Origin of the sequence: Sphingomonas anseongensis (assembly GCF_023516495.1) — a bacterium.
GTDB lineage: Bacteria > Pseudomonadota > Alphaproteobacteria > Sphingomonadales > Sphingomonadaceae > Sphingomicrobium > Sphingomicrobium anseongensis.
In genome coordinates, this window is sequence record NZ_JAMGBC010000001.1 from 1,297,677 (window position 1) to 1,320,913 (window position 23,237).

The 23,237-nt window shown below is 66.0% G+C and carries 21 protein-coding genes; 9 read left to right on the top strand and 12 right to left on the bottom strand.

Features of this window, described 5'->3' with window-relative positions:
- Positions 1–30 precede the first annotated feature (30 nt).
- Genes LZ519_RS06725 through LZ519_RS06735 form a run of 3 tightly spaced genes read right to left on the bottom strand, consistent with a single transcriptional unit; the run spans position 31 to position 4,800 of the window.
- Complete coding sequence (locus LZ519_RS06725) at positions 31–3,447, bottom strand: chromosome segregation SMC family protein (RefSeq protein ID WP_249867932.1); 3,417 nt, start codon at positions 3,445–3,447, stop codon at positions 31–33.
- Positions 3,448–3,471: 24 nt separating this feature from the next.
- Entirely contained in the window at positions 3,472–4,242 is a 771-nt protein-coding gene (locus tag LZ519_RS06730) for a thioredoxin domain-containing protein (RefSeq protein ID WP_249867933.1), read from the bottom strand.
- Entirely contained in the window at positions 4,243–4,800 is a 558-nt protein-coding gene (locus LZ519_RS06735) for a DUF721 domain-containing protein (RefSeq protein ID WP_249867934.1), read from the bottom strand. It abuts the gene before it with no gap.
- Positions 4,801–4,827: 27 nt separating this feature from the next.
- On the opposite strand from LZ519_RS06735, the gene LZ519_RS06740 reads away from it, so the two are divergent.
- From LZ519_RS06740 to LZ519_RS06750, 3 genes are all read left to right on the top strand, one after another.
- Positions 4,828–5,826, top strand: coding sequence for an A/G-specific adenine glycosylase (locus LZ519_RS06740; protein ID WP_249867935.1), 999 nt, complete (start codon positions 4,828–4,830; stop codon positions 5,824–5,826).
- A complete protein-coding gene (nudC, locus tag LZ519_RS06745) occupies positions 5,816–6,664 on the top strand; it encodes an NAD(+) diphosphatase (protein WP_249867936.1) in 849 nt (282 codons plus the stop codon). The genes LZ519_RS06740 and nudC overlap by 11 nt, the downstream gene beginning before the upstream one ends.
- A gap of 65 nt (positions 6,665–6,729) precedes the next feature.
- Positions 6,730–7,416: a c-type cytochrome gene (locus tag LZ519_RS06750; RefSeq protein WP_249867937.1), complete on the top strand. Its 687-nt coding sequence runs from the start codon at positions 6,730–6,732 to the stop codon at positions 7,414–7,416.
- 2 nt (positions 7,417–7,418) lie between these two features.
- Here the strand turns inward: LZ519_RS06750 and LZ519_RS06755 are convergent, their stop codons facing one another.
- Positions 7,419–8,315 carry an LOG family protein gene (locus LZ519_RS06755; RefSeq protein ID WP_249867938.1) on the bottom strand — a complete coding sequence of 299 codons (897 nt, stop codon included), beginning with the start codon at positions 8,313–8,315 and terminating at the stop codon, positions 7,419–7,421.
- 119 nt (positions 8,316–8,434) lie between these two features.
- Between LZ519_RS06755 and LZ519_RS06760 the strand changes: the two genes are divergently transcribed.
- On the top strand, positions 8,435–9,061 hold the full coding sequence (locus LZ519_RS06760; protein WP_249867939.1) for an acetyltransferase: 627 nt from the start codon (positions 8,435–8,437) through the stop codon (positions 9,059–9,061).
- A gap of 17 nt (positions 9,062–9,078) precedes the next feature.
- Here the strand turns inward: LZ519_RS06760 and creD are convergent, their stop codons facing one another.
- The 4 genes from creD to sdhC form a co-directional block, all read right to left on the bottom strand.
- On the bottom strand, positions 9,079–10,476 hold the full coding sequence (creD, locus tag LZ519_RS06765) for a cell envelope integrity protein CreD (protein WP_249867940.1): 1,398 nt from the start codon (positions 10,474–10,476) through the stop codon (positions 9,079–9,081).
- A 99-nt stretch (positions 10,477–10,575) separates the two neighbouring features.
- Entirely contained in the window at positions 10,576–12,378 is a 1,803-nt protein-coding gene (sdhA, locus tag LZ519_RS06770) for a succinate dehydrogenase flavoprotein subunit (protein ID WP_249867941.1), read from the bottom strand.
- Complete coding sequence (gene sdhD, locus LZ519_RS06775; RefSeq protein ID WP_249867942.1) at positions 12,375–12,770, bottom strand: succinate dehydrogenase, hydrophobic membrane anchor protein; 396 nt, start codon at positions 12,768–12,770, stop codon at positions 12,375–12,377. The genes sdhA and sdhD overlap by 4 nt, the downstream gene beginning before the upstream one ends.
- A complete protein-coding gene (sdhC, locus tag LZ519_RS06780) occupies positions 12,767–13,162 on the bottom strand; it encodes a succinate dehydrogenase, cytochrome b556 subunit (protein WP_249867943.1) in 396 nt (131 codons plus the stop codon). The genes sdhD and sdhC overlap by 4 nt, the downstream gene beginning before the upstream one ends.
- A 178-nt stretch (positions 13,163–13,340) precedes the next feature.
- Here sdhC and LZ519_RS06785 point away from each other — a divergent pair, with 178 nt between their 5' ends.
- Genes LZ519_RS06785 through LZ519_RS06805 form a run of 5 tightly spaced genes read left to right on the top strand, consistent with a single transcriptional unit; the run spans position 13,341 to position 18,308 of the window.
- Positions 13,341–14,648: a methyl-accepting chemotaxis protein gene (locus tag LZ519_RS06785; RefSeq protein ID WP_249867944.1), complete on the top strand. Its 1,308-nt coding sequence runs from the start codon at positions 13,341–13,343 to the stop codon at positions 14,646–14,648.
- 31 nt (positions 14,649–14,679) lie between these two features.
- On the top strand, positions 14,680–15,384 hold the full coding sequence (locus LZ519_RS06790) for an SDR family NAD(P)-dependent oxidoreductase (protein ID WP_249867945.1): 705 nt from the start codon (positions 14,680–14,682) through the stop codon (positions 15,382–15,384).
- Between the two features lie 8 nt (positions 15,385–15,392).
- Positions 15,393–16,262: a 50S ribosomal protein L11 methyltransferase gene (locus tag LZ519_RS06795; RefSeq protein ID WP_249867946.1), complete on the top strand. Its 870-nt coding sequence runs from the start codon at positions 15,393–15,395 to the stop codon at positions 16,260–16,262.
- A 47-nt stretch (positions 16,263–16,309) separates the two neighbouring features.
- Positions 16,310–17,956, top strand: a complete 1,647-nt coding sequence (locus LZ519_RS06800; protein ID WP_249867947.1) for a S10 family peptidase — start codon at positions 16,310–16,312, stop codon at positions 17,954–17,956.
- A 52-nt stretch (positions 17,957–18,008) separates the two neighbouring features.
- Positions 18,009–18,308 carry a VanZ family protein gene (locus LZ519_RS06805; protein ID WP_249867948.1) on the top strand — a complete coding sequence of 100 codons (300 nt, stop codon included), beginning with the start codon at positions 18,009–18,011 and terminating at the stop codon, positions 18,306–18,308.
- Here the strand turns inward: LZ519_RS06805 and ligA are convergent.
- From ligA to recN, 4 genes are read right to left on the bottom strand one after another with little or no spacing between them, the layout of a single operon-like run.
- Positions 18,305–20,353, bottom strand: coding sequence for an NAD-dependent DNA ligase LigA (gene ligA / locus LZ519_RS06810; RefSeq protein WP_249867949.1), 2,049 nt, complete (start codon positions 20,351–20,353; stop codon positions 18,305–18,307). The two genes, LZ519_RS06805 and ligA, sit on opposite strands and share 4 nt — an antisense overlap.
- A complete protein-coding gene (locus LZ519_RS06815) occupies positions 20,346–21,068 on the bottom strand; it encodes a dienelactone hydrolase family protein (protein WP_249867950.1) in 723 nt (240 codons plus the stop codon). The genes ligA and LZ519_RS06815 overlap by 8 nt, the downstream gene beginning before the upstream one ends.
- On the bottom strand, positions 21,068–21,586 hold the full coding sequence (locus LZ519_RS06820) for a DUF1697 domain-containing protein (RefSeq protein ID WP_249867951.1): 519 nt from the start codon (positions 21,584–21,586) through the stop codon (positions 21,068–21,070). The genes LZ519_RS06815 and LZ519_RS06820 overlap by 1 nt, the downstream gene beginning before the upstream one ends.
- On the bottom strand, positions 21,583–23,235 hold the full coding sequence (gene recN / locus LZ519_RS06825) for a DNA repair protein RecN (protein WP_249867952.1): 1,653 nt from the start codon (positions 23,233–23,235) through the stop codon (positions 21,583–21,585). Before recN ends, LZ519_RS06820 begins: the two co-directional genes overlap by 4 nt.
- Positions 23,236–23,237 lie beyond the last annotated feature (2 nt).

The window sequence follows — 23,237 nt, forward strand, 5'->3', positions numbered from 1 at the left end:
CGTTATTGATAGTTATTCGCAATAGCAGAGCTATTCCGCTGCCAGCAGTGTCTCCGCGCCTCCAAGATCGACCGAAACCAGGCGGCTAACGCCCTTCTCGATCATCGTCACTCCGTAGAGCCGATGCATCCGGCTCATCGTCACCGCATTGTGCGTGACGATCAGGTAGCGGGTGTCCGTCTCCTGCGTCATCCGATCGAGCAGGTCGCAGAAACGCTCGACATTGGCGTCGTCCAGCGGAGCGTCGACCTCGTCGAGCACGCAGATCGGCGCCGGGTTCGTCAGGAACAGTGCGAAGATCAGCGCGATTGCCGTCAGCGCCTGCTCGCCGCCCGAAAGCAGGGTCAGCGACTGGAGCCGCTTGCCCGGCGGCTGCGCCATGATCTCCAGCCCCGCCTCCAGCGGGTCGTCGCTCTCGACCAGTTCAAGGTGCGCCTGCCCGCCTTCGAACAGCGTAGTGAACAGGCTCCGGAAATGCTGATTCACCCGCTCGAACGCCTCGAGCAGCCGGACCCGGCCTTCGCGGTTGAGGCTGCCGATCGATCCGCGAAGGCGGTGGATCGCCTGCGTGAGCTCGTCCGCCTCGGCCGCTCCGCGAAGGCGCTCGCCCTCGATCTCGGCAAGCTCCTGCTCGGCGACCAGGTTCACAGGGCCGATCCGGTCGCGGTCGGCGGTCAGCTTCTCGAGCATCGCCGATTCGGCCTCTGGGTCGACGACCTCAGTCGGGTGGAACGCCATTTTTTCCGGAAGTCGCTGCGGGACGCATTCGAAGCGCTCGAGGCAGATCCGGGCATATTCCGCACGTCGTGACTCTTGAGCTTCGGATCGTGCCTGGGCCGCCGCCCTTCGCTCTCGCGCGGAGGCGGAGGATTCGGACGCGGCCGAAGTTGCCCCACTCGCTTCGGCCAAGGCCGCTTCTGCTTCACGCTCGGCCGCCGCGGCTTGGGCGACCACGGCTTCGCTTCCCGCGCTCTCCTGCTCGAGCGCCGTCACTTGCTCATCGAGAGCGGCTGGCTCGGTCTCGAGCGAGCTATGCTCTTCCTTCTGCTGATTGAGCCGCTCGCGCGCCTGCTGGAGCCTCTGTTCTGCATCGGACTGGCGGCGATGCCACTCGGCCTGTTCGCGCCCCGCGGTCGAGTGGCGTTCCCTCGCCGCCGATGTCTCCCTCGCGCGGGTCGCCGCTTCGGCACGCTTTTCGGCGACGGCCTTGCCGGCTTCTCCCGCCGCATCGCGCGCGCGCTGAACCTCCGCCTCTAGCTCCGCCGGATCCGCAAGACCGCCCAACGCTGCTTCTGCGGCGGCGACCGCCTCGGCTGAGGCTTTCGCCAATGGAGCGAGATCGGCGAGGCGCTGCTCGAGAGCGCTCCTTTGCGCCTCCAACCGCTCGATCGCTGCGGCCGCGCTGTCGCTTGCACGCTCGGCCTCGCGCATCTCCCGCTCGGCCAGAAGCGCGGTCGATCGAGCGGTGTCGGCGTCCTGACGGACCCTCTCCAGCCGATCGAGCGCGGCTTTCCGTTTGGCTTCGCTTTCGGCAACGGCGGCTTCGAGCTGCGGCAAATGGCGGGCGAGGTCGGACAGCCTGTTGGCCCGGATCAGGCGTTCGGCCGCAGCCGCTCCGGCGCCCTCGGCGACGAAGCCGTCCCAGCGCCGCATGCGCCCATCGCGCGTCACCAGCCGCTGGCCGACGGCGAGCTGCTGTCCTTGGTCCGTCTCGGCGACTCCGACCTGCCGGAGCCTGCGAAGCATCTCCGCCGGCGCTTTCACATGATCGGCAAGGCATTCCAGCCCATTGGGCAGCGTTGGATCGCCGTCCGTCGGTTCGCTGCCCTCCCAGCGGCGAGCGCCGTCCGAGCCGATCTCGGCGTCGGCATCGTCGCCGAGCGCCGCTGCAAGCGCCTTCTCATATCCTGCTTCCGCGCTCAGCCTTGCAACCGCCGACGAGCCCGAGCTTTGCTGGAGCGCGCGCGACAGGGCCTCATGTTCGGAGCGCGCGGCGGATAGCGCCGCCCTTGCCTTCGCAAGCTCGGTTTCAGCCTCGTCGCGGGCATCGGCCGCTGCCGAGCGCTGCTCTTCGGACCCTGCCAGTTGCTCTTCCGCCTTTGCACGAGCCTTCGCTGCCGCCTCGGCTCGAGCGGCGGCTTCGCCCTTGGTCCGCTCATTGTCGGAGCCGTCCGACATCGAATCGAGCTGCTGCTTCAGCTTGTCCCGCTCGCCCTGGACTCGCGAAGCATGTGCCCGCGAAGCTTCCAGCGCTGCTTCGGCAACGCGCCGTTCTGCCCGCATGGCCGCCTGCCGAGCCAGCAGGTCGGCCAGCGCCGCTTCCGCGTCGCGCGACTGGGTTTCGAGCTCGCCGAGCTCAGCGGACACCCGCGCGGCTTCGCCCTCGCCGTCGGCCAGCCGCTTCTCGATAGCAGCCCGCTCTTCCTCCAGCTGGGCGATCGCGCTCCCAGCGTCGGCCTTGAGCGCCTCTTCGCGGCGAATGTCCTCGGCCGTTGCCGTTTCCAGCCGCTCCAGCTCCGCAAGCCGCCGGGCGACGGTGTCGCGGCGGGCGCGGGCCGTGGCGAGCTGGTGAGCGATGTCATTCCCGCGAGTCCGAGCGTCGGCGGTCGCCCCGCGGCGGAGCCCGAGTTCCCCTTCCGCTTTCTCCTGCGCGGCCCGAAGCTCCACGATGTGGCTGCGAAGCTGCTCGACTTCCTGCTCCGCAGCCACGGCGTCGAGCCTCGCCTGCTCGGCTGCCTGGTCGGCCTCGACCCAGCGGGCATGGACCAGCCGCGCCTCGACCGAGCGGATCTTGTCGGTGAGCTGGCGATAGCGCTCCGCAGCGCGGGCCTGGCGGCGGAGTGTAGACGCACGCTGCTCCTGGTCGCTCAGAAGCTCCGATAGCCGCGCCAGATTCGCCTCCGCAGCGCGAAGCTTCTGCTCTGCATCCTTGCGGCGGGCGTGAAGCCCGGAAATTCCAGCGGCTTCCTCCAGCAGCAGGCGCCGCTCGGTCGGTTTTGCCGCGATGATCGACGCGATCTTGCCCTGGCTGACGAGAGCCGGGGAATGCGCACCGGTCGCAGCATCGGCGAACAGCAAAGCCACGTCCTTGGCCCGCACGTCGCGGCCGTCGATCCGATAGGCGGAGCCTGCGCCTCGCTCGATCCTCCGCGTGACTTCGCCTTCGCCGCTTTCGCCTTCATCGCTGTCGCGATCGACGAGCATCGACACTTCGGCGAAATCGCGCGCGGGGCGAGTGGCGGTGCCGGCGAAGATCACGTCTTCCATCCCGTCGCCGCGAAGCGACTTGGGACTGCCCTCGCCCATCACCCAGCGGATCGCCTCGAGCAGGTTCGACTTGCCGCAGCCGTTGGGGCCGACGACACCGGTAAGGCCCGGCTCGATCCTCAGCTCAGTGGGTTCGACGAAGCTCTTGAACCCGCTGAGCTTGAGGCGACGGATGCGCAAGCTGTCTCTCCCCTTCCCGCGCCCTTATCCGCCCATCGCCGCCTTGATCTTGGACTCGAGCGCAGGCCACACCTGCGCCTCCGTCACCGGCCCAAGCTCAACCAGCTTGCCGTTAATGATGAAGGTCGGGGTGCCCGGGAAGTCCGGATATTTGGCGGTTACGTCGCTATCCATCTGGACCAGCTGGTTGATCGACGCCTGGTTGGTCAGGCAGGCCGTGCTTTTGGCCGTCGGCACTCCGCGCATCGCCGCCCATTTCTGAAGGTCGGCGACCTTCGCAATTTCGAGGAACTGCTTGTCCGGCCCAAGGCTCTGGAGCGCCTCGAGCTGCGCGGGCGGTGCAGCCTGGATCTTGGCGACCCAGTTGGGCTGGTCCTTGTACAGCGCGCGGGCGAGCGGGAAGAAGCTCTTGGCGCCGTTGCACCGGGCGATCAGCGAGGCCGCGATGTCGAACGGATCGCGGACGTAATTGCGGAATTCGTAGCTGATCTTGCCCGGCTTCACATATTTCTCGGTGAGCGGAGTGACCCCGTTCTCGTCGAACGACCGGCAGTGCGGGCAGGTCATCGATCCGTACTCGATCAGGTGGATCTTCGCGTTGGGATTGCCCATCCGGTAGCCGCCGGCGCTGGTGGCAGTGACGATGCTGCTCCAGTCGCCGTTGGCGGGCGGCTTTACCGCGATCGGCTTGCCGGAATCCTCGACTGAAGCGGCGGCGTCGTTACCCTTTTCGGCGTTGCAGGCTCCGCTCGCGAGGACGGCGGTTATCGCCAGAAGCAAATGGCTCGGTTTCATTTACTGGTTCACTCCAGTTGTTGGAATCCTGTCGGGTTTTGGGGAATCGACCTCCGGAGGCCCATCGCTTGCCTCGATGCGGGCCGCAAGGGCTTCCAGGCACGCACGAAGCTCGGGATCGACGATTTCGCGCAAGCCCTCTCCTAGTTCCTTCGGCACCGGCGCAAGCTGCGGCCGCTTCGGCGACTCTTCGCGCGCCATTGGCGTGCCCTGCCTGAACGAGAGCTTTGCAACGGCGGCATAGCCGAAAAATCTGTTCACCCGCTCGACGATCACCGGAGCGAGATGCTGCATCAGCGGGGCGTGCGCCCCCTGGACGACGATGCTCAATACTCCGCCATATCTCTTGCCGGTGGGAAAGCGGATGGATTCGGGCGAGGAGACCTTGGCGTAGCGCTCGCCGACGATCTCGGTCCAGCGGCTGACGACGGAGCCCTGGATGAAGCCGAAGCGGCGGAACGCGACTCCGCCGGCATTGCCGATCAGCTCGCCGGCGGCGCGCGCACGGCCATGGCGCGGCGCGTCATTGTCGCTGCTTTTTCCCACCCTCTTCGCCATTTGCGCCGAGCATGCCATAGGCAGCGCATGCGTGCCAATGTCGCCGGGCGGCTGCTCCAACATTATGTGGATAAGTCGAGGTCGCTTCCGTGGCGCTCGCCGCCGGGATCGCCGGCTCCCGATCCATACCGGGTGTGGCTAAGCGAAGTGATGCTCCAGCAGACGACGGTGGCGGCCGTCGCTCCCCGGTTCGAGCGATTCATCGCCCGCTGGCCGACGGTGCAAGCGCTCGCCGCCGCTCCGGACGAAGACGTTCTCGGCGAGTGGGCGGGCCTCGGCTATTATGCCCGGGCCAGGAACCTGATCGCCTGCGGCCGTGAAGTGGCGGAGCGCGGCGGGTTCCCCGACACCGAAGCGGAGCTGAGGAAGCTGCCAGGCGTGGGCGACTATACCGCAGCCGCCATCGCTGCGATCGCGTTTGGCCGGCGCGCGGTCGTCATAGATTCGAACGTCGAGCGGGTCGCCGCGCGGCTGCAGGGGCTCGCCAACCCGACGAAATCGCAGCTTCGCGAGGCCGTGGAGGCCATAACTCCGGACGAACGCTCCGGCGACTTTGCCCAGGCGATGATGGACCTGGGCGCTACAATCTGCAGGCCGCGATCGCCTCTTTGCGCCGACTGCCCGCTTCGGAGCGACTGCGCGGCCTTTGCAAGCGGCAGCCCCGAGCTGTTTCCCAAGCCGAAGGCGAAGCGCCGCAAGCCCGTCCGATACGGCATCGCCCGGTGGATAGAGCGCGACGGAACCATCTGGCTGGTAAGGAGACCGAGCCGCGGGTTGCTCGGTGGGATGGCGGCGCTTCCCGGCCCGGACTGGACCGACGAGAAGCCTGAGCCGCGAGAAGTCCTCGCACAGGTCCGCCATGTCTTCACCCATTTCGCGCTGGAGCTCTCGATCGTCCGGTCGGATGAAGCGCCCGGGGACGGCTGGTGGCAGCCGATCCGTTCGCTGGATCAAGCCGGCCTTCCAACGCTCTATCGCCGAGCCGTCGACGCAGTGCTGTCTTCGGGAGTGAAGATTGCCGCCTGAGCCTTTTTTCGCAGGACCGGGACTGGATCGGGCGGATTCGCTTCGCGCCGATCCGGACAAGATTCGCGGTCTCGCGGCGAGGGACGACGCGCGCGAGCTCGTTTGGGAGGGTGGGCTTCCGGCGATCGGAAGCTCGGGGAAGCTGCAATGGCGCCCAGCGAGCGGCCCGGCGCTGTTCCTCGGAATCGATCGGGCCGGCACGCCGAGTTTCTGCGGGCTCCAAGCGGACGTTGCGGGCGGACCGGCGGTCTTTTCGCTACTTGGGAGCCTCGACGCTGAGGACGCGCCTCTTTTCGCCACCGCGCTGAGCCTCGCCCGCTGGCACTCTCGACACCGGTTCTGCGCCAATTGCGGGGCGTCGACCGAAATCGTACGCGGCGGCTGGTCGAGGCGGTGCCACGCTTGCTCGGCCGAGCATTTCCCCCGCGTCGACCCCGTCGTCATCATGCTCGCCGAACATGACGGCAAGCTGCTGCTCGGCCGCCAGTATCATTATCCGCCACGCCGTTATTCGGCGCTCGCCGGGTTCCTGGAGGTTGGGGAGACGATCGAGGCAGCGGTTGCCCGTGAATTGCGGGAGGAAGCCGGTATCGAGGTCACCGACGTCACCTATGTCGCCAGCCAACCCTGGCCTTTCCCATCGTCGCTGATGGTCGGCTGCACTGCGCGCGCCCTCTCCGGCGAGCTCAAGGTTGACCATGGCGAGCTCGAGGATGCGCGCTGGTTCACTCGCGAGCAGGTTGCAAGCGCGCTCACCGATGCGCCGAGCGGGGCATTCCAGGCGCCGCCGCCCCACGCAATCGCACGAACTTTGCTGGAGCACTGGCTCGCGTCTTGAAGAAGACGGGCGGGCTTCGTAAAGGGCCGCAACTCTTACTTTCGGCTGCCGCCGCAGGGGACTCAATGGACGACCGCTTCAACACCATCGCCGGCTGGGTGCTGTTCGCCGGAATCATCGCACTCGGCGGCTCGATCGTCGCCGGCGAAGCTTTCCATTCCGAACGGCCCGAAAAGATGGGCTACCCCATCGAGGGCGTCGTCGAAGAGGGCGCCGGCGGAGCGGCCGCGGAGGAGCCGATTGCGTTCTACCTGGCCAAAGCGGACCCGGCGAAGGGCGAGCAGGTATTCAAGAAATGCGCCGCCTGCCACAACGCCGACAAGGGCGGAGCAAACCAGCTCGGCCCGAACCTCTGGGGCGTGCTCGGCGAGCCGATCGGCAAGGGCAGGGGCTTCCCATTCACGGACGCATTGGCAAGCAAGGGCGGCAACTGGGATTGGGACAATCTCAGCGAATGGCTAAAGAGCCCGAAGAGCTTTGCGCCCGGCACCAAGATGACCTTCGCGGGCCTCAGCAAGCCCGAGGACCGGGCCGACGTGATCGCCTTCCTCAACCAGCATAGCGATGCGCCCAAGCCCCTTCCGGCTGCTCCTGCTGCAGCGGCAGGGAGCCCCGCAGCAGGCGGCGACGCCGCGAAGCCTGCGGCCGCAGCGCCGGGCGACGTTCCGGGGCAGAAGGGGACCAAGGAGCCCGTGCTCAACAACACCGCTGCCGATCCCAAGGGCAACGGCGAGGCCGCACCGCAGAAATAAGCCTATTCGGGCGGCGCCGTCTGGATGTGCGGCGGCTCCGGGTGGAGCTCGTAGAAGCGAAGGACATAGTCCCACGCTTCCTGTGCGGTATCGCACCAGCGAATGAGGTCGACGTCGTGGGGAGCAATGACCCCCTCCTCGGCGAGAGCCTCGAAATTCACAACCTTGTTCCAGAACTCGCGGCCGAACAGCAGGATCGGAAGAGGGCGCACCTTGCCCGTCTGGATCAGGGTCAGGAGCTCGAACAATTCGTCGAACGTCCCGAAGCCGCCCGGGAAGACCGCCACGGCTCGAGCCCTCAGCAGGAAGTGCATCTTGCGAAGCGCGAAATAGTGAAACTGGAAGCTCAGTTCCGGAGTGACGTAGGTATTGGGCAACTGCTCGTGCGGAAGCACGATGTTGAGCCCGATGCTCTCCTTGCCCTCGTCCGCAGCGCCGCGGTTGGCGCCCTCCATGATTGACGGCCCGCCGCCCGAGCAGACGACGAAATGGCGCATCCCTTCCTCGTCGCAATCGCAGCGGCTCGCCAGCCGGGCGAGCTCCCGAGCGATTTCAACATAATGAGACTTCGCCTTCAGCCGCTCGGCGACCTGGCGCTGGTCGTCGTTGGTCGCCGCGGCAACGACTGCATCCGCCGTGTCAGGGTGCGGGATCCGAGCCGACCCGTAAAAGACGAAGGTCGAGGCGACCTTGGCCTCCTGGAGGAATAGCTCAGGCTTCATAAGCTCGAGCTGGAAGCGGACCGGGCGCAGGTCCTCGCGAAGCAGGAAGTCGAGGTCCTGGAACGCGAGCTTGTACGATTCGCTTTCGGTCTGCGGCGCCGACGGAACGTGCTTGGCCGCACGTGCATCGACCTTGGACGTCGGGAAAATACGTTTCGGCGGTCTGCTGTCGGCCATTGGCCGAGCCTCTAGCCGACGAGCATCACAAGCCCAAGAGGGTGAGGCGGCAGCGTTGCAGCGGATGCCGTTCAGCATTATTGCCGCCGGGCTCGGCAGGAGAACTCCCAGGAGGTTCTATGTCCGAGCGTATCGGTATCTTCGGAGCTGGCGGCTTTGGCCGTGAACTAGTGCAGCCGCTCCGCCTCGCACACCCCGAGGCCGAGCTTCTTTTTATCGACGACACAAGCGAGGGCGAGTGCGGTGGGCTTCCCATCGTTCGCCTCGACGACCTCAGCCGTGGCGACCGCTACCTTCTTGCCGTTGGCGACGGCAGGATTCGCGAACGTCTCGATCAGCGTTGTTTGGACGCCGGGTTGGTCCCACACACTTTGATCGATCCCAGCGCGCGGATCGGTTCGAACATCCGGATCGGCGAAGGGTCGATTCTCTGCGGAAACACGCTTGCGACTGCGGACGCCGAGATCGGGCGGCAGTTTCAATGCAACTGGTACAGCTATGTCGCCCACGACTGCGTGATTGGCAATTACGTCACCTTCGCCGCCCAGGTCTGCTGCAACGGTAACGTCCACATCGGTGACTTTGCTTATGTCGGAACCTGCGCCCTGTTACGTCAGGGTGCTCCCGGCAAGCCGCTGGTGATCGGCGAAGGCGCTATTGTCGGCATGGGCGCTGTTGTGACGAAAGACGTGCCGCCCCACATTACCGTAGTCGGGAACCCGGCACGGCCAATCAAACGCCATTAAGTCGATCGGGCTTTGGGCTAAGCCCGCGCCACGCCCCAGTCGATGCGCCGGGTCGCGTACATCACCCCGGCAAGCGCCGCGAACAGCAGCAGCGAGCCGATCAGAAGCGAGAAGGCTTCCAGGCTGAGCAGGATGTACAGAACTGCATAGAGCGCGACGAGCAGGCCGCCGATGAACCCGGCCCTCCGCCAGCTTCCGAGCACCGCCGCCGAATAAGCCGTGTTGAGCCCGGCGATCGCCGCCGACGCAAGAATGTAGGCGAGCGTGAAACCGATCACTTCGGCGAAAGCGAGCAAGAGCACGAAAAAGAGGATCAGCGCCGCGCCCATCAGCAGATATTCGACCGGGGAGATCCGGACTCCGCCGATCACGTCGAACATCAGCAAAGCGAGGAAGGTGAAGCCGATGAACAGGAAGCCGTACTTGGTCGCCCGGTTCACCTGCGAATAAAGGTCCACCGGCTGGATGAGGCTGATCGCCGCCGTCTGCACCGGCCCGCCTGCGCCGCTGACCTCCATCGTCGTCGATGTTGCGGGAGTCCGGCTTGGCGGACCGACTTGCTCGACAGCACCCGGCGAGCCGCGATCGCCGGTGCTCGCGAGCGATCGGCCGAGCGCAAGGTTTCCAATCCGGTAGGTGGCGTCGAATCCCTTTTCGCCGACCCGATGGCCGGACGGAAGGAAATCGCCGGCGAAGCTCGGGTGCGGCCAGGACGAGTGAACTGTCCAGCGCGTGTCGCCGGCTGCCGGGGCGAGGGTCACCGAGGAATTGCCGCGGAAGTCGTAAGCGAACTCGACCGGAATCGCGGCAGACTGGAGAGCGCTGGCATCGATCCAGGCGAAGAAGCCGCGCCCGGTGCCGCTTCCCCCGCCCGGCTGGAGCCGAAGCGGCGTGCCGCCGGCGGTGACTTTCGGATTGGCGCCGAGGCCGCGCGGGTCGCTGAGGCCGAAGCGGAGTTCCGCGCGGCTTAGGTCCATCTTCGCCGGATCGACGCCCGTCCTCGCCAGGTCGGGCGGAAAGGCGAAGCGCGCCCTGCCCGATATTTTGGCGTCATAGACGACCGCTTCGTAGATCGACCGTTTGCGCACCTGAGGGCTGATCGCAGTGGAAAGCTCGACGGCTTCCGGCGCCAGCGTCAGCTCGCGCATCACCTCGTTGCTTCGGGTTACGCTCTGCCCATTCTGGACGACCGTCTCGGTTGCCGTTGCGCGATAGGGAATGACGAGCAGCGGACCGGCCATCGCCTGCGGACCGCCCCAGCCGGCGGTAATCGACGCGCTCGCCTGCTCCGACTGGCTCTGCCGGTCGTAGACCAGCAGCCACACCGAAAAGAGGGGGATGGTCAGGACGAGCCCGACGACGATCGCGAGGAACAGCTTGAAGCCCGGGCTCCGGAGTCCGTCGGTCAAAGCCACGTCACATTCTCCCCATCAGCGATCGAGATGCGGAGCATGCGCCAGCCACGGCGTGAGCGCCATGAGCGACTTGTGAGCAATCGGTGAAAAGGGGCGGTACTAGTAAACCCGCGCCTTCGGCTTGATGTATTCGACGTCGTCGGTGAGCGTGAAGTCGTGGACCGGGCGGTAGTCGATCTTCACCGAGCCGCCCTTGCCGCCCCAGCCGTCGAACCAGGCGACGGTGTGCTTCATCCAGTTCTTGTCGTCGCGCTTGGGATAATCCTCATGCATGTGCGCGCCGCGGCTTTCCTTGCGGTTGGAAGCGCAGTGCATCGTCACCACCGCCTGGGCGATGAGGTTGTCGAGCTCGAGAGTTTCGACGAGGTCGCTGTTCCAGATCAGGCTCCGGTCGGTGACGGAAATATCGGTCATCCGGCCGTAAACTTTGTCGATCTTGGTGGCGCCCTCGGCCAGAGTCCGTTCGGTGCGGAAGACGGCAGCATCGGCCTGCATCGTGCGCTGCATGTCGATCCTGATGTCGGCAGTCGGGCTCGAGCCGTCGGCGTAGCGGAAATGGTCGAGGCGGCTGAGGGAGAGGTCGGCGCTGTCCTTCGCCAGCGGCTCCTGGAGGATGCCGGGCTTGCAGACTTCGGCAAGGCGGAGTCCGGCAGCGCGACCGAACACGACGAGGTCGATCAGGCTGTTGGAGCCGAGGCGGTTGGCGCCGTGAACCGACACGCAAGCGGCTTCGCCCACCGCGAACAGGCCGGGCACGACCGCGTCCGGATCGCCGGCCTTCGGGCTCACCACCTCGCCATGATAATTGGTCGGGATTCCGCCCATATTGTAATGGACCGTCGGGATGACCGGGATCGGCTGGCGGGTCACATCGACGCCGGCGAAGATCCTCGCGCTCTCGCTGATCCCCGGAAGGCGCTCCGCTAGGATCTTGGGATCGAGATGATCGAGGTGGAGGAAGATATGGTCCTTTTGAGGCCCCACGCCGCGCCCTTCGCGGATCTCCATCGCCATCGAACGTGAGACGACGTCGCGGCTGGCGAGGTCCTTGGCGCTCGGCGCGTAACGCTCCATGAAGCGCTCGCCTTCGCTGTTCGTCAGATAGCCGCCCTCGCCGCGCGCGCCCTCGGTGATCAGCACGCCGACGCCGTAGACGCCCGTCGGGTGAAACTGGACGAACTCCATGTCCTGAAGAGGGAGCCCGGCGCGAAGCACCATCGCATTGCCGTCGCCCGTTTGCGTGTGCGCTCCGGTGCAGGAGAAATAGATGCGGCCATAACCGCCGGTTGCGAGCACCACCGCCTGCGAACGGAAACGGTGGATCGAACCGTCTTCCATGTTGAGCGCGATCACTCCGCGGCACGCGCCGTTCTCCATGATCAGGTCGAGCGCGAAATATTCGATGAAGAAGTCGGCGTCATACTTCAGGCTCTGCTGGTAGAGCGTGTGAAGCATCGCATGGCCGGTGCGGTCGGCCGCCGCGGCCGTGCGCTGCGCGGCAGGCCCCTCGCCCATGTTCTGGGTCATCCCGCCGAATGCGCGCTGATAGATCTTTCCGTCGGGCGTTCGGCTGAACGGAAGCCCCATATGCTCGAGCTCGATGACCGCAGCAGGCGCCTCGCGGGTGAGGTATTCGATGGCGTCCTGGTCGCCCAGCCAGTCCGATCCCTTGACCGTGTCGTACATGTGCCAGGTCCAATGGTCCGGCCCCATGTTGCCGAGCGAGGCCGCGATCCCGCCCTGTGCAGCGACGGTGTGGCTTCGCGTCGGGAAAACCTTGGTGATGCAGGCGGTCTTCAGCCCGTTCTGGGCGGCCCCCATCGTCGTGCGAAGGCCGGAGCCTCCGGCGCCCACCACTACGACGTCGTAGGTATGATCGATGATCTTGTAGGCAGCGCTCATGCGGCTGCTCCGAAGGCGATCCGGCCGAGAGCGAAGAGCGCAATCGACGCGCCAGCCACCGCGAGGAACAGGAACAGGGTGTTGAGGCACCAGCGGTTCACGTCGCCTTCGACATAATCGTCGACCACGACCTTCAGCCCTTCGAGCCCGTGCAAGAAAGCAGTGACCACGAACAGCGCCATCGGGATCGCCCCGCTGGGGTTGTGAAGCCACTCGGCAACCGTCCGCCCGCCGAGGTCCGGCAGGAACAGGAGCGAGGCGAGAAGCCACGATCCGAGAAGCAGTAAGGCGACGCTCGTCACCCGCTCCGTGAGCCAGTTCACTCCGCCGGCATGCGCGGACCCGATTCCGCGGACCTTGCCGATATCGCTCGCGCTTTCGCCCAGGCTCATTTCACCACTCCCAGCAACCAGGCCCACAGGACGATTGTCGCAATCACCGACAGAACGATCGTCGCGACGGCGCCAGCCTTGTTGCCCCTGAGCTCGAAGCCCATCCCCGTATCCGTCAGCAGATGCCGGATTCCGGAGAAGAGGTGCTGGAAGAAGGCCCATGTGAGGCCGATCAGTACGACCAGCCCGTACCAGGCCGAGGCGTGCTTCGCGAAGGCGTCGTACGTGTCGGCACCTTGGGCGATTGCCATCAGCCACCAAGTCAGGACCCCGAGGCCGACGATGGTCAGGCCCGCGCCGGTAATCCGGTGGATGATGGAGACAGCCATGCCCGGCCCCCATCGCCAGATCGTCAGGTGCGGCGATACCGGCCGGTCGCGAACTGCTGCCATTGCGGCGATTCTCCCGAATAGATGCTGGGCCGAGGTGCTTCGGCTGCAGCCCGCTTAAGACTGCGCCCGCACCGGTGCAAGATTTGCGGCTTCCGCGGCGCTCCTAACCGGCTCTTAACCATTGTCGGCGCAAGAGCGGGCGCAACAGGGGCACCTCCATTGCCTTGGTGGGGACCGAATGACGGAGCGAAAAGCGATGAAGAGCGACACTGCGCACCTGCAGCGGCTGACCGACGAGCAGGTGAACGCCCGCCTTACGGCCTATAATCCGGAGGGCTCGCTCGAGCGCGACATCCAGTTCCTTACCGAAACCGCCGCCGACATCGTCGCCGAGGAAATCGTCGCCCAGTTCGGCCCGGAGCGCGCCGAGCGCTTCGCCAAGAATTACACTGGCAAGGTCGACGCGGCCTGGGTCCAGGGAGTGGCCGAGTACGGCCGCGAAATTTACGGCCGGAAGGACTCCGTCCCCGAATATATGGCCGGACGCGCCGCTACGTCGAACCGCATCATCGAGCGCCTGTGCGATCGCTTCGCCGACGACACTGAAAAGCTGAAGAAGTGCGTTACCGCCATCCAGCGACTTGGCCAGTTCGAAACCGACATCATCCTTGCCCAGGTCGCCCTTCTGGAGGCGATCGACGCTGCCGACAGCCGCGGCAAGCAGAGCGAGGAGTTCGAGCGCCGGGTCGCCGACCTAGTTCGCGGAAGCACGGAGCAGTCGCGGACCCTAACCGACCGCACCCGCGCAACCGCCGATTCCGCACGCGGAATGCTCGGCAAGACCAGCGAAGTGGCGGCAGCGGCCGAGCAATCGGCAGTCGCCATGCGCGAAGCAGCGCAGACTGCCGCGGGCCTGATCCGCGCGATCGAAGATGCGCGTTCGGAAGTGGAAGTTGCGGCCGACGTCGCGATCCGCGCCGGCGGGCAGGCCGAGCAGGCCGTGAAGGTCAGCCAGGCCCTTTCCGCGCACGTCGAAGCCATCGAATCGATCCTCAGCCTGATCCGCGACATCGCGGGGCAGACCAACCTTCTGGCGCTCAACGCGACCATCGAGGCCGCTCGCGCAGGCGATGCAGGCCGCGGCTTCGCCGTCGTCGCCCAGGAAGTGAAGAGCCTCGCCTCGCAGACGGCGCGGGCGACGGACGACATCACCGCGAAGATCACAGCCATCCAGCAGGCCACCAAGCAGACCGTCGACGCCAACAGCTCGATCCAGGGCACCGTCGAAGAGGTCCAGTCGTCCGCCGACCGTATCCGACAGGCGATGGAGCTGCAGGCGCAGACCGTGACGATGATCACCGCTGCAGTCGACGAAACCGCGCTTGCCGCCGATTCGATGAGCTCGACCATCGCCGCCATCCGCAGCGACACCGAAAATGTCGCCAAGGACATCGACGAGGTGGAGCAGGGCTTCGGCCGCTTCTCCGACCAGATCGCCGACTTCACGTCGACGACCAAGGAGTTCGTCGCCGGAATTGCGGCCTGACAATCTGACGGCGCCGCGCTAGTCGCGGCGCATGAACATCCTTGTCACCGGAGCGAGCCGCGGAATCGGCGCGGCCACCTATGAGCTTCTGAAAGCGCGCGGCCACAACGTCGTCGGCCACTCCACCAAGGGCACCGATGAGCTGATCGCGGGCGACCTCATGGACCCCGAGGCGCCACGGCACATCTGGGAAGCCGCTCTCGAGCGGCTCGGCGGCCGCATCGACGCGCTCGTCAACAATGCCGGCATCTACGAAGGCGTGGCCGACGATTCGTCCGACAACGACTGGCACGCCGCGTGGGAACGGACGATGCGGATCAACCTGCAATCGTCCGCCGACCTCGGCCGGATCGCCGTCGAGCATTTTCGGAAGCGCGGCGGAGAAGGCCGGATCGTCAACGTCGCAAGCCGAGCCGGCTCGCGCGGCGACAGCCCGCAGCACTGGCATTATGCTGCATCCAAGGGCGCAATGATCGCGATGACCAAGACCATCGCCCGCGGCTATGCGGCGGAAGGCATCCTCGCCTTCTGCGTCTCGCCGGGGTTCACGGTGTCGGAGATGACGGAGGAATATCTCGCCGGACGCGGCGGCGCGGCGATCGTCGCCGACATCCCACTGGGTCGCGTCGCAAGCACCGACGAGATCGCCGAAACGATCCGATGGCTGGCCACCGAAGCGCCGGCTTCCGCCACGGGAAGCAACATCGACGTCAACGGCGCCAGCTACGTCAGGTGAGCTGGCGGGTGACAATTCCCTGCTCCCGCGCCCAGGCCGAGGCCGCACCCCAGCCTGAAGAGATTTTCGCCGACGGATCGACAGTCGTGATAGTCACCGACGAACCTGAGCCGTCGGAGCCGGACGAGTGGCTTCTTCATGCTTATTTCGAGCGTGAACCAAAGGAATCGGAGCTTCAGTTGCTCGCGGGGCTCGGTCGCGGCGAGCCGCAGGTCGAGCAGCTTGGGGAAGCCGACTGGCTGACGATGAGCCAGTCGGGAATGCAGCCGATCCGGGCCGGCCGCTTCTTCGTCCACACGCCGATGTGTCGCTCCCACCCGCCGGGTACCATCGCCTTCGAGATCGAGGCTGGACTTGCTTTCGGCACCGGCCAGCACGCGACCACGGCCGGCTGCCTCGAAGCGCTGGACAAGCTCGAGCGCGATGGATCGCGCTTCGCCAATATCGCGGACATAGGCACCGGCACCGGCCTTCTCGCCTTCGCGGCATTGGCGCTGTGGCCGGATGCGAGGTGCATTGCGACCGACATCGACCCTGTCGCAATCGATGTCGCGCGCGAAAACGCCGCCATCAACCAGGTCCGCGTCGGTCACGGCGCGGGCGAGCTTCTGCTGGCCCACGCGGAAGGAACGGACTCCCCGATGCTGTCGGCGAGGGCTCCGTTCGACCTGATCGTCGCAAACATCCTCGCCGGGCCGCTTGTCGAGCTGGCGCCGAGCTTTGCGGCCGAGCTCGCGCCGGGCGGCGTGGTGATTCTCGCAGGCCTTCTCGACAAGCAGGCTGACGCGGTCGCCGCTGCGTACCGGAAGCAGGGCCTCGGCGTTCTCGATCGCGGCTCCGGCGAATGGCCGGTTCTCGTCTGCGAACGGCCGGCCTGAAGCCAATTTCGCTTGCCCGCCCGAACAGCCGCTGCAACAGCAGTGAGATGAAATCGCCTCTCCTCGCCGCCGCAGCAGCGGCGTTGCTACTCTCCACCACCGCACCGGCAGCGCCCGCCCGATCGAAAGCGCCGCCGAAAACTCCTGCGAAGGTGACCGCGAAAGCCGACACCGCCAAGCCGCCACAGGCCTTCTTCCATCCCGCCGAGGTCCGCTCGGTCGGCAGCGTCAGCATCGGCGGGCAATCGATCGCTTATGATGCCGTCGCCGGGACGCTCGTCATCCATTCCAAGGAGTGGGAGGACACCGACGCGATCGAAGCCGACGCGGACAAGTCGGACGACAAGGACAAGGACGGGCCCAAGCCCGAAGCCTCGATGTATTACACGGCCTATTTCAAGCAGGGCGCCCCGGCGTCCGCCAGGCCGATCACGTTCGTCTTCAACGGCGGCCCCGGCTCATCGAGCATCTGGCTTCACATGGGTGCGTTCGGCCCGGTTCGGGTGCAAGTGCCGGATGCCAGGCATTCGCCGCCGGCGCCCTACTCCACGGTCAATAACGACCAGAGCCTGCTGGATGTGTCGGACCTCGTCTTCATCGACGCTCCCGGCACCGGCTTTTCGCGGATCGCCGGCAAGGACAAGGAGAAGGCCTTCTACGGGGTCGACCAGGACATCGACGCCTTCACGAAGTTCATCACCCAGTTCCTGACCAAGTACGGCCGCTGGAACTCGCCCAAATATGTGTTCGGCGAAAGCTACGGCACGATGCGCGGCGCGGGCCTCGCTTATTCGCTTCAACAGGCCGACGTCGATCTCAACGGCCTGATGCTTCTGTCGGACATCCTCAATTGGGATGTGATGCCCGACGACCCGCAGCTCAATCCGGGCATCGACATGCCCTACATCGTCGCCTTGCCGACCTATGCGGCGACCGCCTGGTACTTCAACAAGTCCGCGAACAGGCCGGCGGACCTTCGCGCCTTCCTCAATGAGGTCGAGCGCTTCGCGACGACCGATTACGCGCAGGCGCTGATCAAGGGGAACGACCTGCCCGACGCCGAGAGACAGCGGATCGCCGAGCAGCTTTCCGCCTACACCGGCCTGTCCGTCCCTTACCTGCTGAAGACCAACCTTCGAATCGAATATGGCGCGTTCCAAAAGGAGCTGTTCGGCGAGCAGGGGCTGACGACCGGGACTCTGGATACGCGCTTCGTCGGGGCGACCCTCGATCCTTTAAGCAAGGTCGCGACCTACGACCCGCAAGGCTCGGCCATCGGCGCGGCCTATGTCGCCGCCTACCAGTCCTACGTCCGCGACCGGCTGAACTGGCGCCCCGACATCCAGTTCAAGTCCGGAATCCCGATCTATTCGAAGTGGGATTACAAGCATCAGCCGCCGGGCGCCGACAAGCCACTGATCATGCTTCCGAACGTGCTTCCCGACCTCGCCTCCGCGATGAAGCAGAATCCTACGATGAAGGTGATGGTCAACGGCGGCTATTACGACATCTCGACGCCCTATTTCGAAGGCGTGATGGAGCTTCGCCACCTGCCCGTTCCAAAGGCGTTGCTGAGCAACATCGAATATCACTACTATCAGTCCGGCCACATGGTTTACGTCCACCCGCCGACGCTGATCGAACTTCACGACAATGTTGCGGACTTCATCCGGCGGACGTCCAATAGCCGCTAATCCGACGATCCTGCGCGCGCCGCTCCTACCTCGACTGCTCTTCTGGGCAGCGATGGCCCTGGCTTTCATCATGGCGGTCATGCCGAGTCCGCCGGCACTGCCGGTATCCGACAAGCTTCAGCACGCCGCCGCGTTCCTCGTGCTCGCACTGCTTGGGCGTTGGGCCTATCCCGAGACCCGCAAGCGCACGCTCCTGCTTGGTCTCGCCGCTTTTGGAGCCTTGATCGAAGTCGTCCAGGCGCTTCCAATTGTCGGCCGGGACAGCGACCCCCTCGACTGGGTTGCGGACGTTTCGGCCGCGCTGGCGGTCTTCCTGATCATCGCGCTCTGGCCGCATCCCAAGACGCGCTAAGCCTCGGCGACGATCCTCGCCCATTCCTCTTCGGTCGCGACGCGGATTCCGAGCTCCTCCGCCTTCTTCAGCTTCGACCCCGCGCCGGGGCCAGCGACCACGAGGTCGGTCTTCGCGCTGACCGAGCCTGCGGCTCTTGCTCCCAGCCGCTCCGCCTGCGCCTTGGCCTCGTCGCGGCTCATCGTTTCCAGGCTGCCGGTGAAGACGATCGTCTTTCCGCTCCACTCCGTCTGCCTCGCGTCGCTGACGAACGGCTTTGGCGACACTTCCGACAGAAGGTCATCGAGCACTTGCCCGTTGTGCGGCTCGTGGAAGAAATCGACCAGCGCCTCCGCGACGACCGGGCCGACGCCCTGCACGGACGACAGCTCGGACTCGCCGCCTTCCGACATCGCTACCCGCCGAAGCTCCTCGACGGTGCCGAAGCATTTGAGCAGGTCGCGTGCAGTGACGATCCCGACATGGCGGATCCCGAGCCCGAACAGGAAACGTGCGGGATCGGGCTCTCGCTTCGCGTCGATCGCGGCGAGCAAATTGTCGACCGACTTCTCCTTCCAGCCTTCGCGGCCGAGCAGGTCGCCGCGGTGCTCGTGAAGCCGGAAGATATCCGCAGGCGAGTGAAGCCAGCCGAGCTCGATGAACTCCGCGATGCTCTTCTCTCCGAGCCCCTCGATGTCGAGCGCGCCGCGGCTGACGAAGTGCCTTAGTCGCTCGAACCGCTGGGCCGGGCAGATCAGCCCGCCGGTGCAGCGGACGTCGACCTCGCCTTCCTCCGCGACCGCTTCGCTTCCGCATTCGGGGCAAAGGTGGGGGAAGACGTAAGGTGGGCGCTTCTCGTCGCGGGTGAGGTTCTCCACCACCTGCGGGATGACGTCCCCGGCGCGCTGGATCAGCAGCCGGTCGCCGATGCGCAGGCCCAGCCGCTCGATCTCGTCACGATTATGAAGAGTCACATTGGCGACGATGACTCCGCCGACACCGACCGGCTTCAGTCGGCCAACGGGAGTCAGCTTGCCCGTTCGGCCGACCTGGATGTCGATCGCTTCCAGGGTCGTCTGCGCCTTTTCGGCGGGGAATTTGTGCGCAAGCGCCCAGCGCGGCGCCCTCGCCACCTGGCCAAGCCGCTCCTGCCAGTCGATCCGCCCGACCTTGTAAACCACGCCGTCGATGTCGAACGGCAGGTCCGCGCGAGCGCGCTCGATGGCCCGGTACTGGTCCAGCATCTCTTCAACATTGTGGCAGCGCTTGAGAAGGTCGCTGACGGGGAAGCCGAACGACTCAATCTTCTTCATCGCAAGGAGCTGCATCGATCCGAGCGGCTCGCTCACCTCGCCCCAGCCGTGAGCCATGAACCGAAGCGGGCGCGCGGCGGTGACCCCCGCGTCCTTTTGCCGCAACGAACCTGCTGCGGCGTTGCGCGGGTTGGCGAAGATCTTGCCGCCCGCCGACTCCTGGCGTTCGTTCAGCGCCTCGAAGTCGGCCTTGGACATATAGACCTCGCCGCGAACCTCCAGGACGTCAGGAGCGCCCGAAATGTGCTGCGGGATGTCGGCGATCGTCCGGGCGTTGGGAGTCACGTCCTCCCCGACCGTCCCGTCCCCGCGCGTCGCGGCCAGCACCAACTCGCCCTGCTCGTAGCGGAGCGAGCAGGACAGGCCGTCGATCTTCGGCTCGGCGGTGACCGCCATCGGCTCGTCCGCGGGAAGCGCAAGGAAGCGGCGCACGCGCCCCACGAACTCGCGAACCTCGTCTTCCGAAAAGGCATTGTCGATGCTGAGCATCGGCCGCGAGTGGGTGACCTTGGCGAGCGCGCTGGTGGGTGCCGCACCGAGCCGCTTCGACGGCGAATCCGCCCGGACGAGCTTGGGAAAGCGCTCCTCGAGCTCGCGGTTTTCGCGCACCAAGGCGTCATATTCCGCGTCGGAGATCTCGGGCTCGTCGCGGTCGTGATAGAGCTTGTCGTGGCGGGCGATTTCCTTCGCCAGCCGCATCAGGCGGTTGGCGGCTTCGGCTTCAGTCAGGTCGCTGGCGGCATCGTCAGCCATGCCCGCCGAACAATTCCTCGAGGAGGCTGATGAAGCTCGTCCAGCTCCGCTCCGCCGCCAGGGCATTATAGGCTACGCCGTCGATCTGCAGCTCGCTGGCGTGGGGGTTGGTAAAGCCGTGGCCGACGTGACCATAGGCGTGGATCTGCCAGTCCGAGCCGCCCTCCGTCAGCTCCTTGCCGAGCGCGACGACAGCGTCGGGCGGTACCATCGGATCGTCCCAGCCGTGGAAAGCAACGACTTTCGCCTTGATCTTTTCGGGCGGAAGTCCGGGCGGGTCGAACAGGCCGTGGAAGCTGACGGCGGCCGCAATCTCGGCGCCGCTGCGCGCAACGTCGAGAGCGCACTGGCCGCCGAAGCAATAGCCGGCGACGACGATCTCGCTGGCCTTGACCTGGTCGAGTCCGCGCACCTGGTCGAGCACCGCAAGCAGCCGCTTCCGAAGGGCGGCGCGGTCGCCGCGCAGCCGGCCCATCTCACCGAACATTGTGTCGCGAGGAGCGCCGCGGAATTTCTTGCCGAACAGGTCGGCGACGAAGGCATTGTAGCCAAGCTCGACCAGCTGGCGTCCGAAGCCGATCTCCAGGTCGGAAACGCCCATCACCGTCGGGATCAGGATGACGGTGGGTCTCGCCGCATCGTCGCGCCGTCCGACGAACACGCCCTCCAGGCTCTCGCCCTCGAACTCGAGCGGAACTGCAGTTTCCTTGCTCATCACAACTCCCTTGCAAGCTCGGCCAGCTTGGCGACCGTATTCATGTTGCGCGCCGTCCCGGCCTCGGCCGCCGGAATCTTGAGGCGCGAACGGCCGATACCCTTTTCGCCGTATGCGACAAAGACCTCGCGTTTACCGGCGGCGATTCGTTCGTCGTCTGCCTTGTTCCGGACCGTCGAGAGCAGGTCCTTGGGCGGCGCGTCATTCATGAAAAATGCCTGCACATTCTTGCCGGGCGCCTTCTGGAACGGATTGGCGCGTACCACCGCGGTCATTTCCTCTGCAGTCCTCAGCATGACGCGCACCTGCTTGCCCATATGCTTTTGAAGGCTCCTCTCCAGCATCAGGCGCAGCTTTTCCTCCGGCTTGCCGCTCGCGAAGAGCAGGTTTCCGCTGGCGATGTAGGTTCTCACCGACTTGAGCCCGAGCTCCTCGGCAAGCGCCTTGAGATCGGCCATCTTCAGGCCGCTCCGGCCCACCAGGTTCACGCCGCGAAGCAGCGCCACATAGTTCGTCACGCCGCGTCGAGGAGCCGCGATGCCTGGGCCCTCGCCTCCTCCGTTATCGCGGTTCCGGAGAGCATCCGGGCGATCTCCTCGCGCCGCTCCTCTCCGCTGAGCCGGCGGACGACCGTCCGCATCGACTCCCCGTCCTGCGACTTCTCGATCCGGTAATGATGCGCCGCCCGCGCCGCCACCTGCGGCGAGTGGGTGACGACCAGCACCTGGCTCTCCTTGGCCAATCGCGCCAGCCGCTCGCCGATCGCGCTTGCAACCGCTCCGCCGACTCCGCGGTCGATCTCGTCGAAGATCATCGTCCCGGCGCTGCCGGCCTCGGCAAGCGCGACCTTCAGCGCCAGGATGAACCGCGACATCTCGCCGCCCGAAGCGATCTTCGTCAGCGGGCCGAACGGCGCGCCGGGGTTGGTGGACACTTCGAACTCGACCTTGTCGGTCCCCGTCGGGCCCGGCTCGGCCTGGCCGATGGACGTCCGGAACTTGGCGGAATCGAGCTTCAGCGGCGCAAGCTCGGCAGCCACGGCCACGTCCAGCCTACCCGCCGCGTCGCGGCGTTTGCGTGCCAGCTCTTCGGCCAGTTTCGAATAGGCTAGCCGTGCCTCCTTCAGCTCGGCGTCGAGCGCTTCGATCCGTTCGCCGCCCGCCTCGATCTCCGCCAGTTGCGCCCGCATCTTTTCCCCGAGGTCGGCAAGCGAATCCGGCTCCACCCGGTGTTTCCTCGCGAGCCCCCGAATGTCGAACAGCCGCGCCTCGACCGCTTCCAGGCGTTCCGGGTCGTAGGCCATGGCCTCGGCGGCCCGTGCGATCTTGTCCTCGGCGTCGTGACCCTCGATCAACGCCCGGTCGAGCGCCGCTAGTGCCTCCGCCAATGCCGGATGGTCGGCCGCCCCCCGCTCGATCTTGCGAGCCGCCTGCCGGAGCTGTGCAAGCGCGCCTTCCGACCCGCCGAGCAGTTCGTCGAGACCTTCGAGCGCCTCTCCGGCCTTGGCCCCGGCCTGCATCGCCGATCGCTCTTCCGAGAGAGTCGTTTCCTCGCCCACCTGCGGATCGAGAGCGTCGATCTCACCGACCGCATGCGCCAGATAGTCGCGGTCGCGCTCCGCCTCGGCGGCGGCCGCTCGCGCCGCGCTCAGCGAATGCTCGATCTCAGTGACCCTGGCCCAGGCCGCCTCGACCGCCGACGTGTCGATCCGCGCGAAGGAGTCGAGCAAAGCCCGGTGCCCGCGCGGATGCAGCAGGCCTCGGTCGTCATGCTGTCCGTGGATTTCGATCAGCGAGGCAGCGGCTTCGCGGATGGTGCCCGCTGGCACCGACGACGCTCCGATGAAGGCCCGGCTTCCGCCGTCGCTCTTCACGCTCCGCCTCAAAAGGATCGGCTCGCCGGGATCACACTCCAGCCCCTGCTCCCGCAGCAGTCCCACAACCGGATGGTCGCTTCCGACCTCGATTTCGGCCGAGACGGATGCGCTGTCCTGGCCCTGACGAACGAGCGCAGTGTCGGCTCGGTCGCCAAGCGCGAGCCCAAGCGCGTCAAGAAGGATGGATTTGCCGGCGCCGGTTTCGCCCGTCAGCACTCCGAGGCCCGAATCGAATTCGATCTCGAGGCTGTCGATCAGGACGACGTTGCGGATCGCGAGCTGCCTGAGCATCT

Bases quoted from the DNA above. Each gene is read 5' to 3' on its own strand.
- sdhA (WP_249867941.1), bottom strand. From the start codon at position 12,378: ATGAGCGCTGCCTACAAGATCATCGATCATACCTACGACGTCGTAGTG.
- ligA (WP_249867949.1), bottom strand. From the start codon at position 20,353: ATGGCTGACGATGCCGCCAGCGACCTGACTGAAGCCGAAGCCGCCAAC.
- LZ519_RS06760 (WP_249867939.1), top strand. From the start codon at position 8,435: ATGTCCGAGCGTATCGGTATCTTCGGAGCTGGCGGCTTTGGCCGTGAA.
- LZ519_RS06755 (WP_249867938.1), bottom strand. From the start codon at position 8,315: ATGGCCGACAGCAGACCGCCGAAACGTATTTTCCCGACGTCCAAGGTC.
- LZ519_RS06785 (WP_249867944.1), top strand. From the start codon at position 13,341: ATGACGGAGCGAAAAGCGATGAAGAGCGACACTGCGCACCTGCAGCGG.
- LZ519_RS06730 (WP_249867933.1), bottom strand. From the start codon at position 4,242: ATGAAACCGAGCCATTTGCTTCTGGCGATAACCGCCGTCCTCGCGAGC.
- LZ519_RS06790 (WP_249867945.1), top strand. From the start codon at position 14,680: ATGAACATCCTTGTCACCGGAGCGAGCCGCGGAATCGGCGCGGCCACC.
- LZ519_RS06740 (WP_249867935.1), top strand. From the start codon at position 4,828: ATGCGTGCCAATGTCGCCGGGCGGCTGCTCCAACATTATGTGGATAAG.
- recN (WP_249867952.1), bottom strand. From the start codon at position 23,235: ATGCTCAGGCAGCTCGCGATCCGCAACGTCGTCCTGATCGACAGCCTC.
- LZ519_RS06750 (WP_249867937.1), top strand. From the start codon at position 6,730: ATGGACGACCGCTTCAACACCATCGCCGGCTGGGTGCTGTTCGCCGGA.
- sdhD (WP_249867942.1), bottom strand. From the start codon at position 12,770: ATGAGCCTGGGCGAAAGCGCGAGCGATATCGGCAAGGTCCGCGGAATC.
- sdhC (WP_249867943.1), bottom strand. From the start codon at position 13,162: ATGGCAGCAGTTCGCGACCGGCCGGTATCGCCGCACCTGACGATCTGG.
- LZ519_RS06735 (WP_249867934.1), bottom strand. From the start codon at position 4,800: ATGGCGAAGAGGGTGGGAAAAAGCAGCGACAATGACGCGCCGCGCCAT.
- LZ519_RS06815 (WP_249867950.1), bottom strand. From the start codon at position 21,068: ATGAGCAAGGAAACTGCAGTTCCGCTCGAGTTCGAGGGCGAGAGCCTG.
- LZ519_RS06800 (WP_249867947.1), top strand. From the start codon at position 16,310: ATGAAATCGCCTCTCCTCGCCGCCGCAGCAGCGGCGTTGCTACTCTCC.
- LZ519_RS06805 (WP_249867948.1), top strand. From the start codon at position 18,009: ATGGCCCTGGCTTTCATCATGGCGGTCATGCCGAGTCCGCCGGCACTG.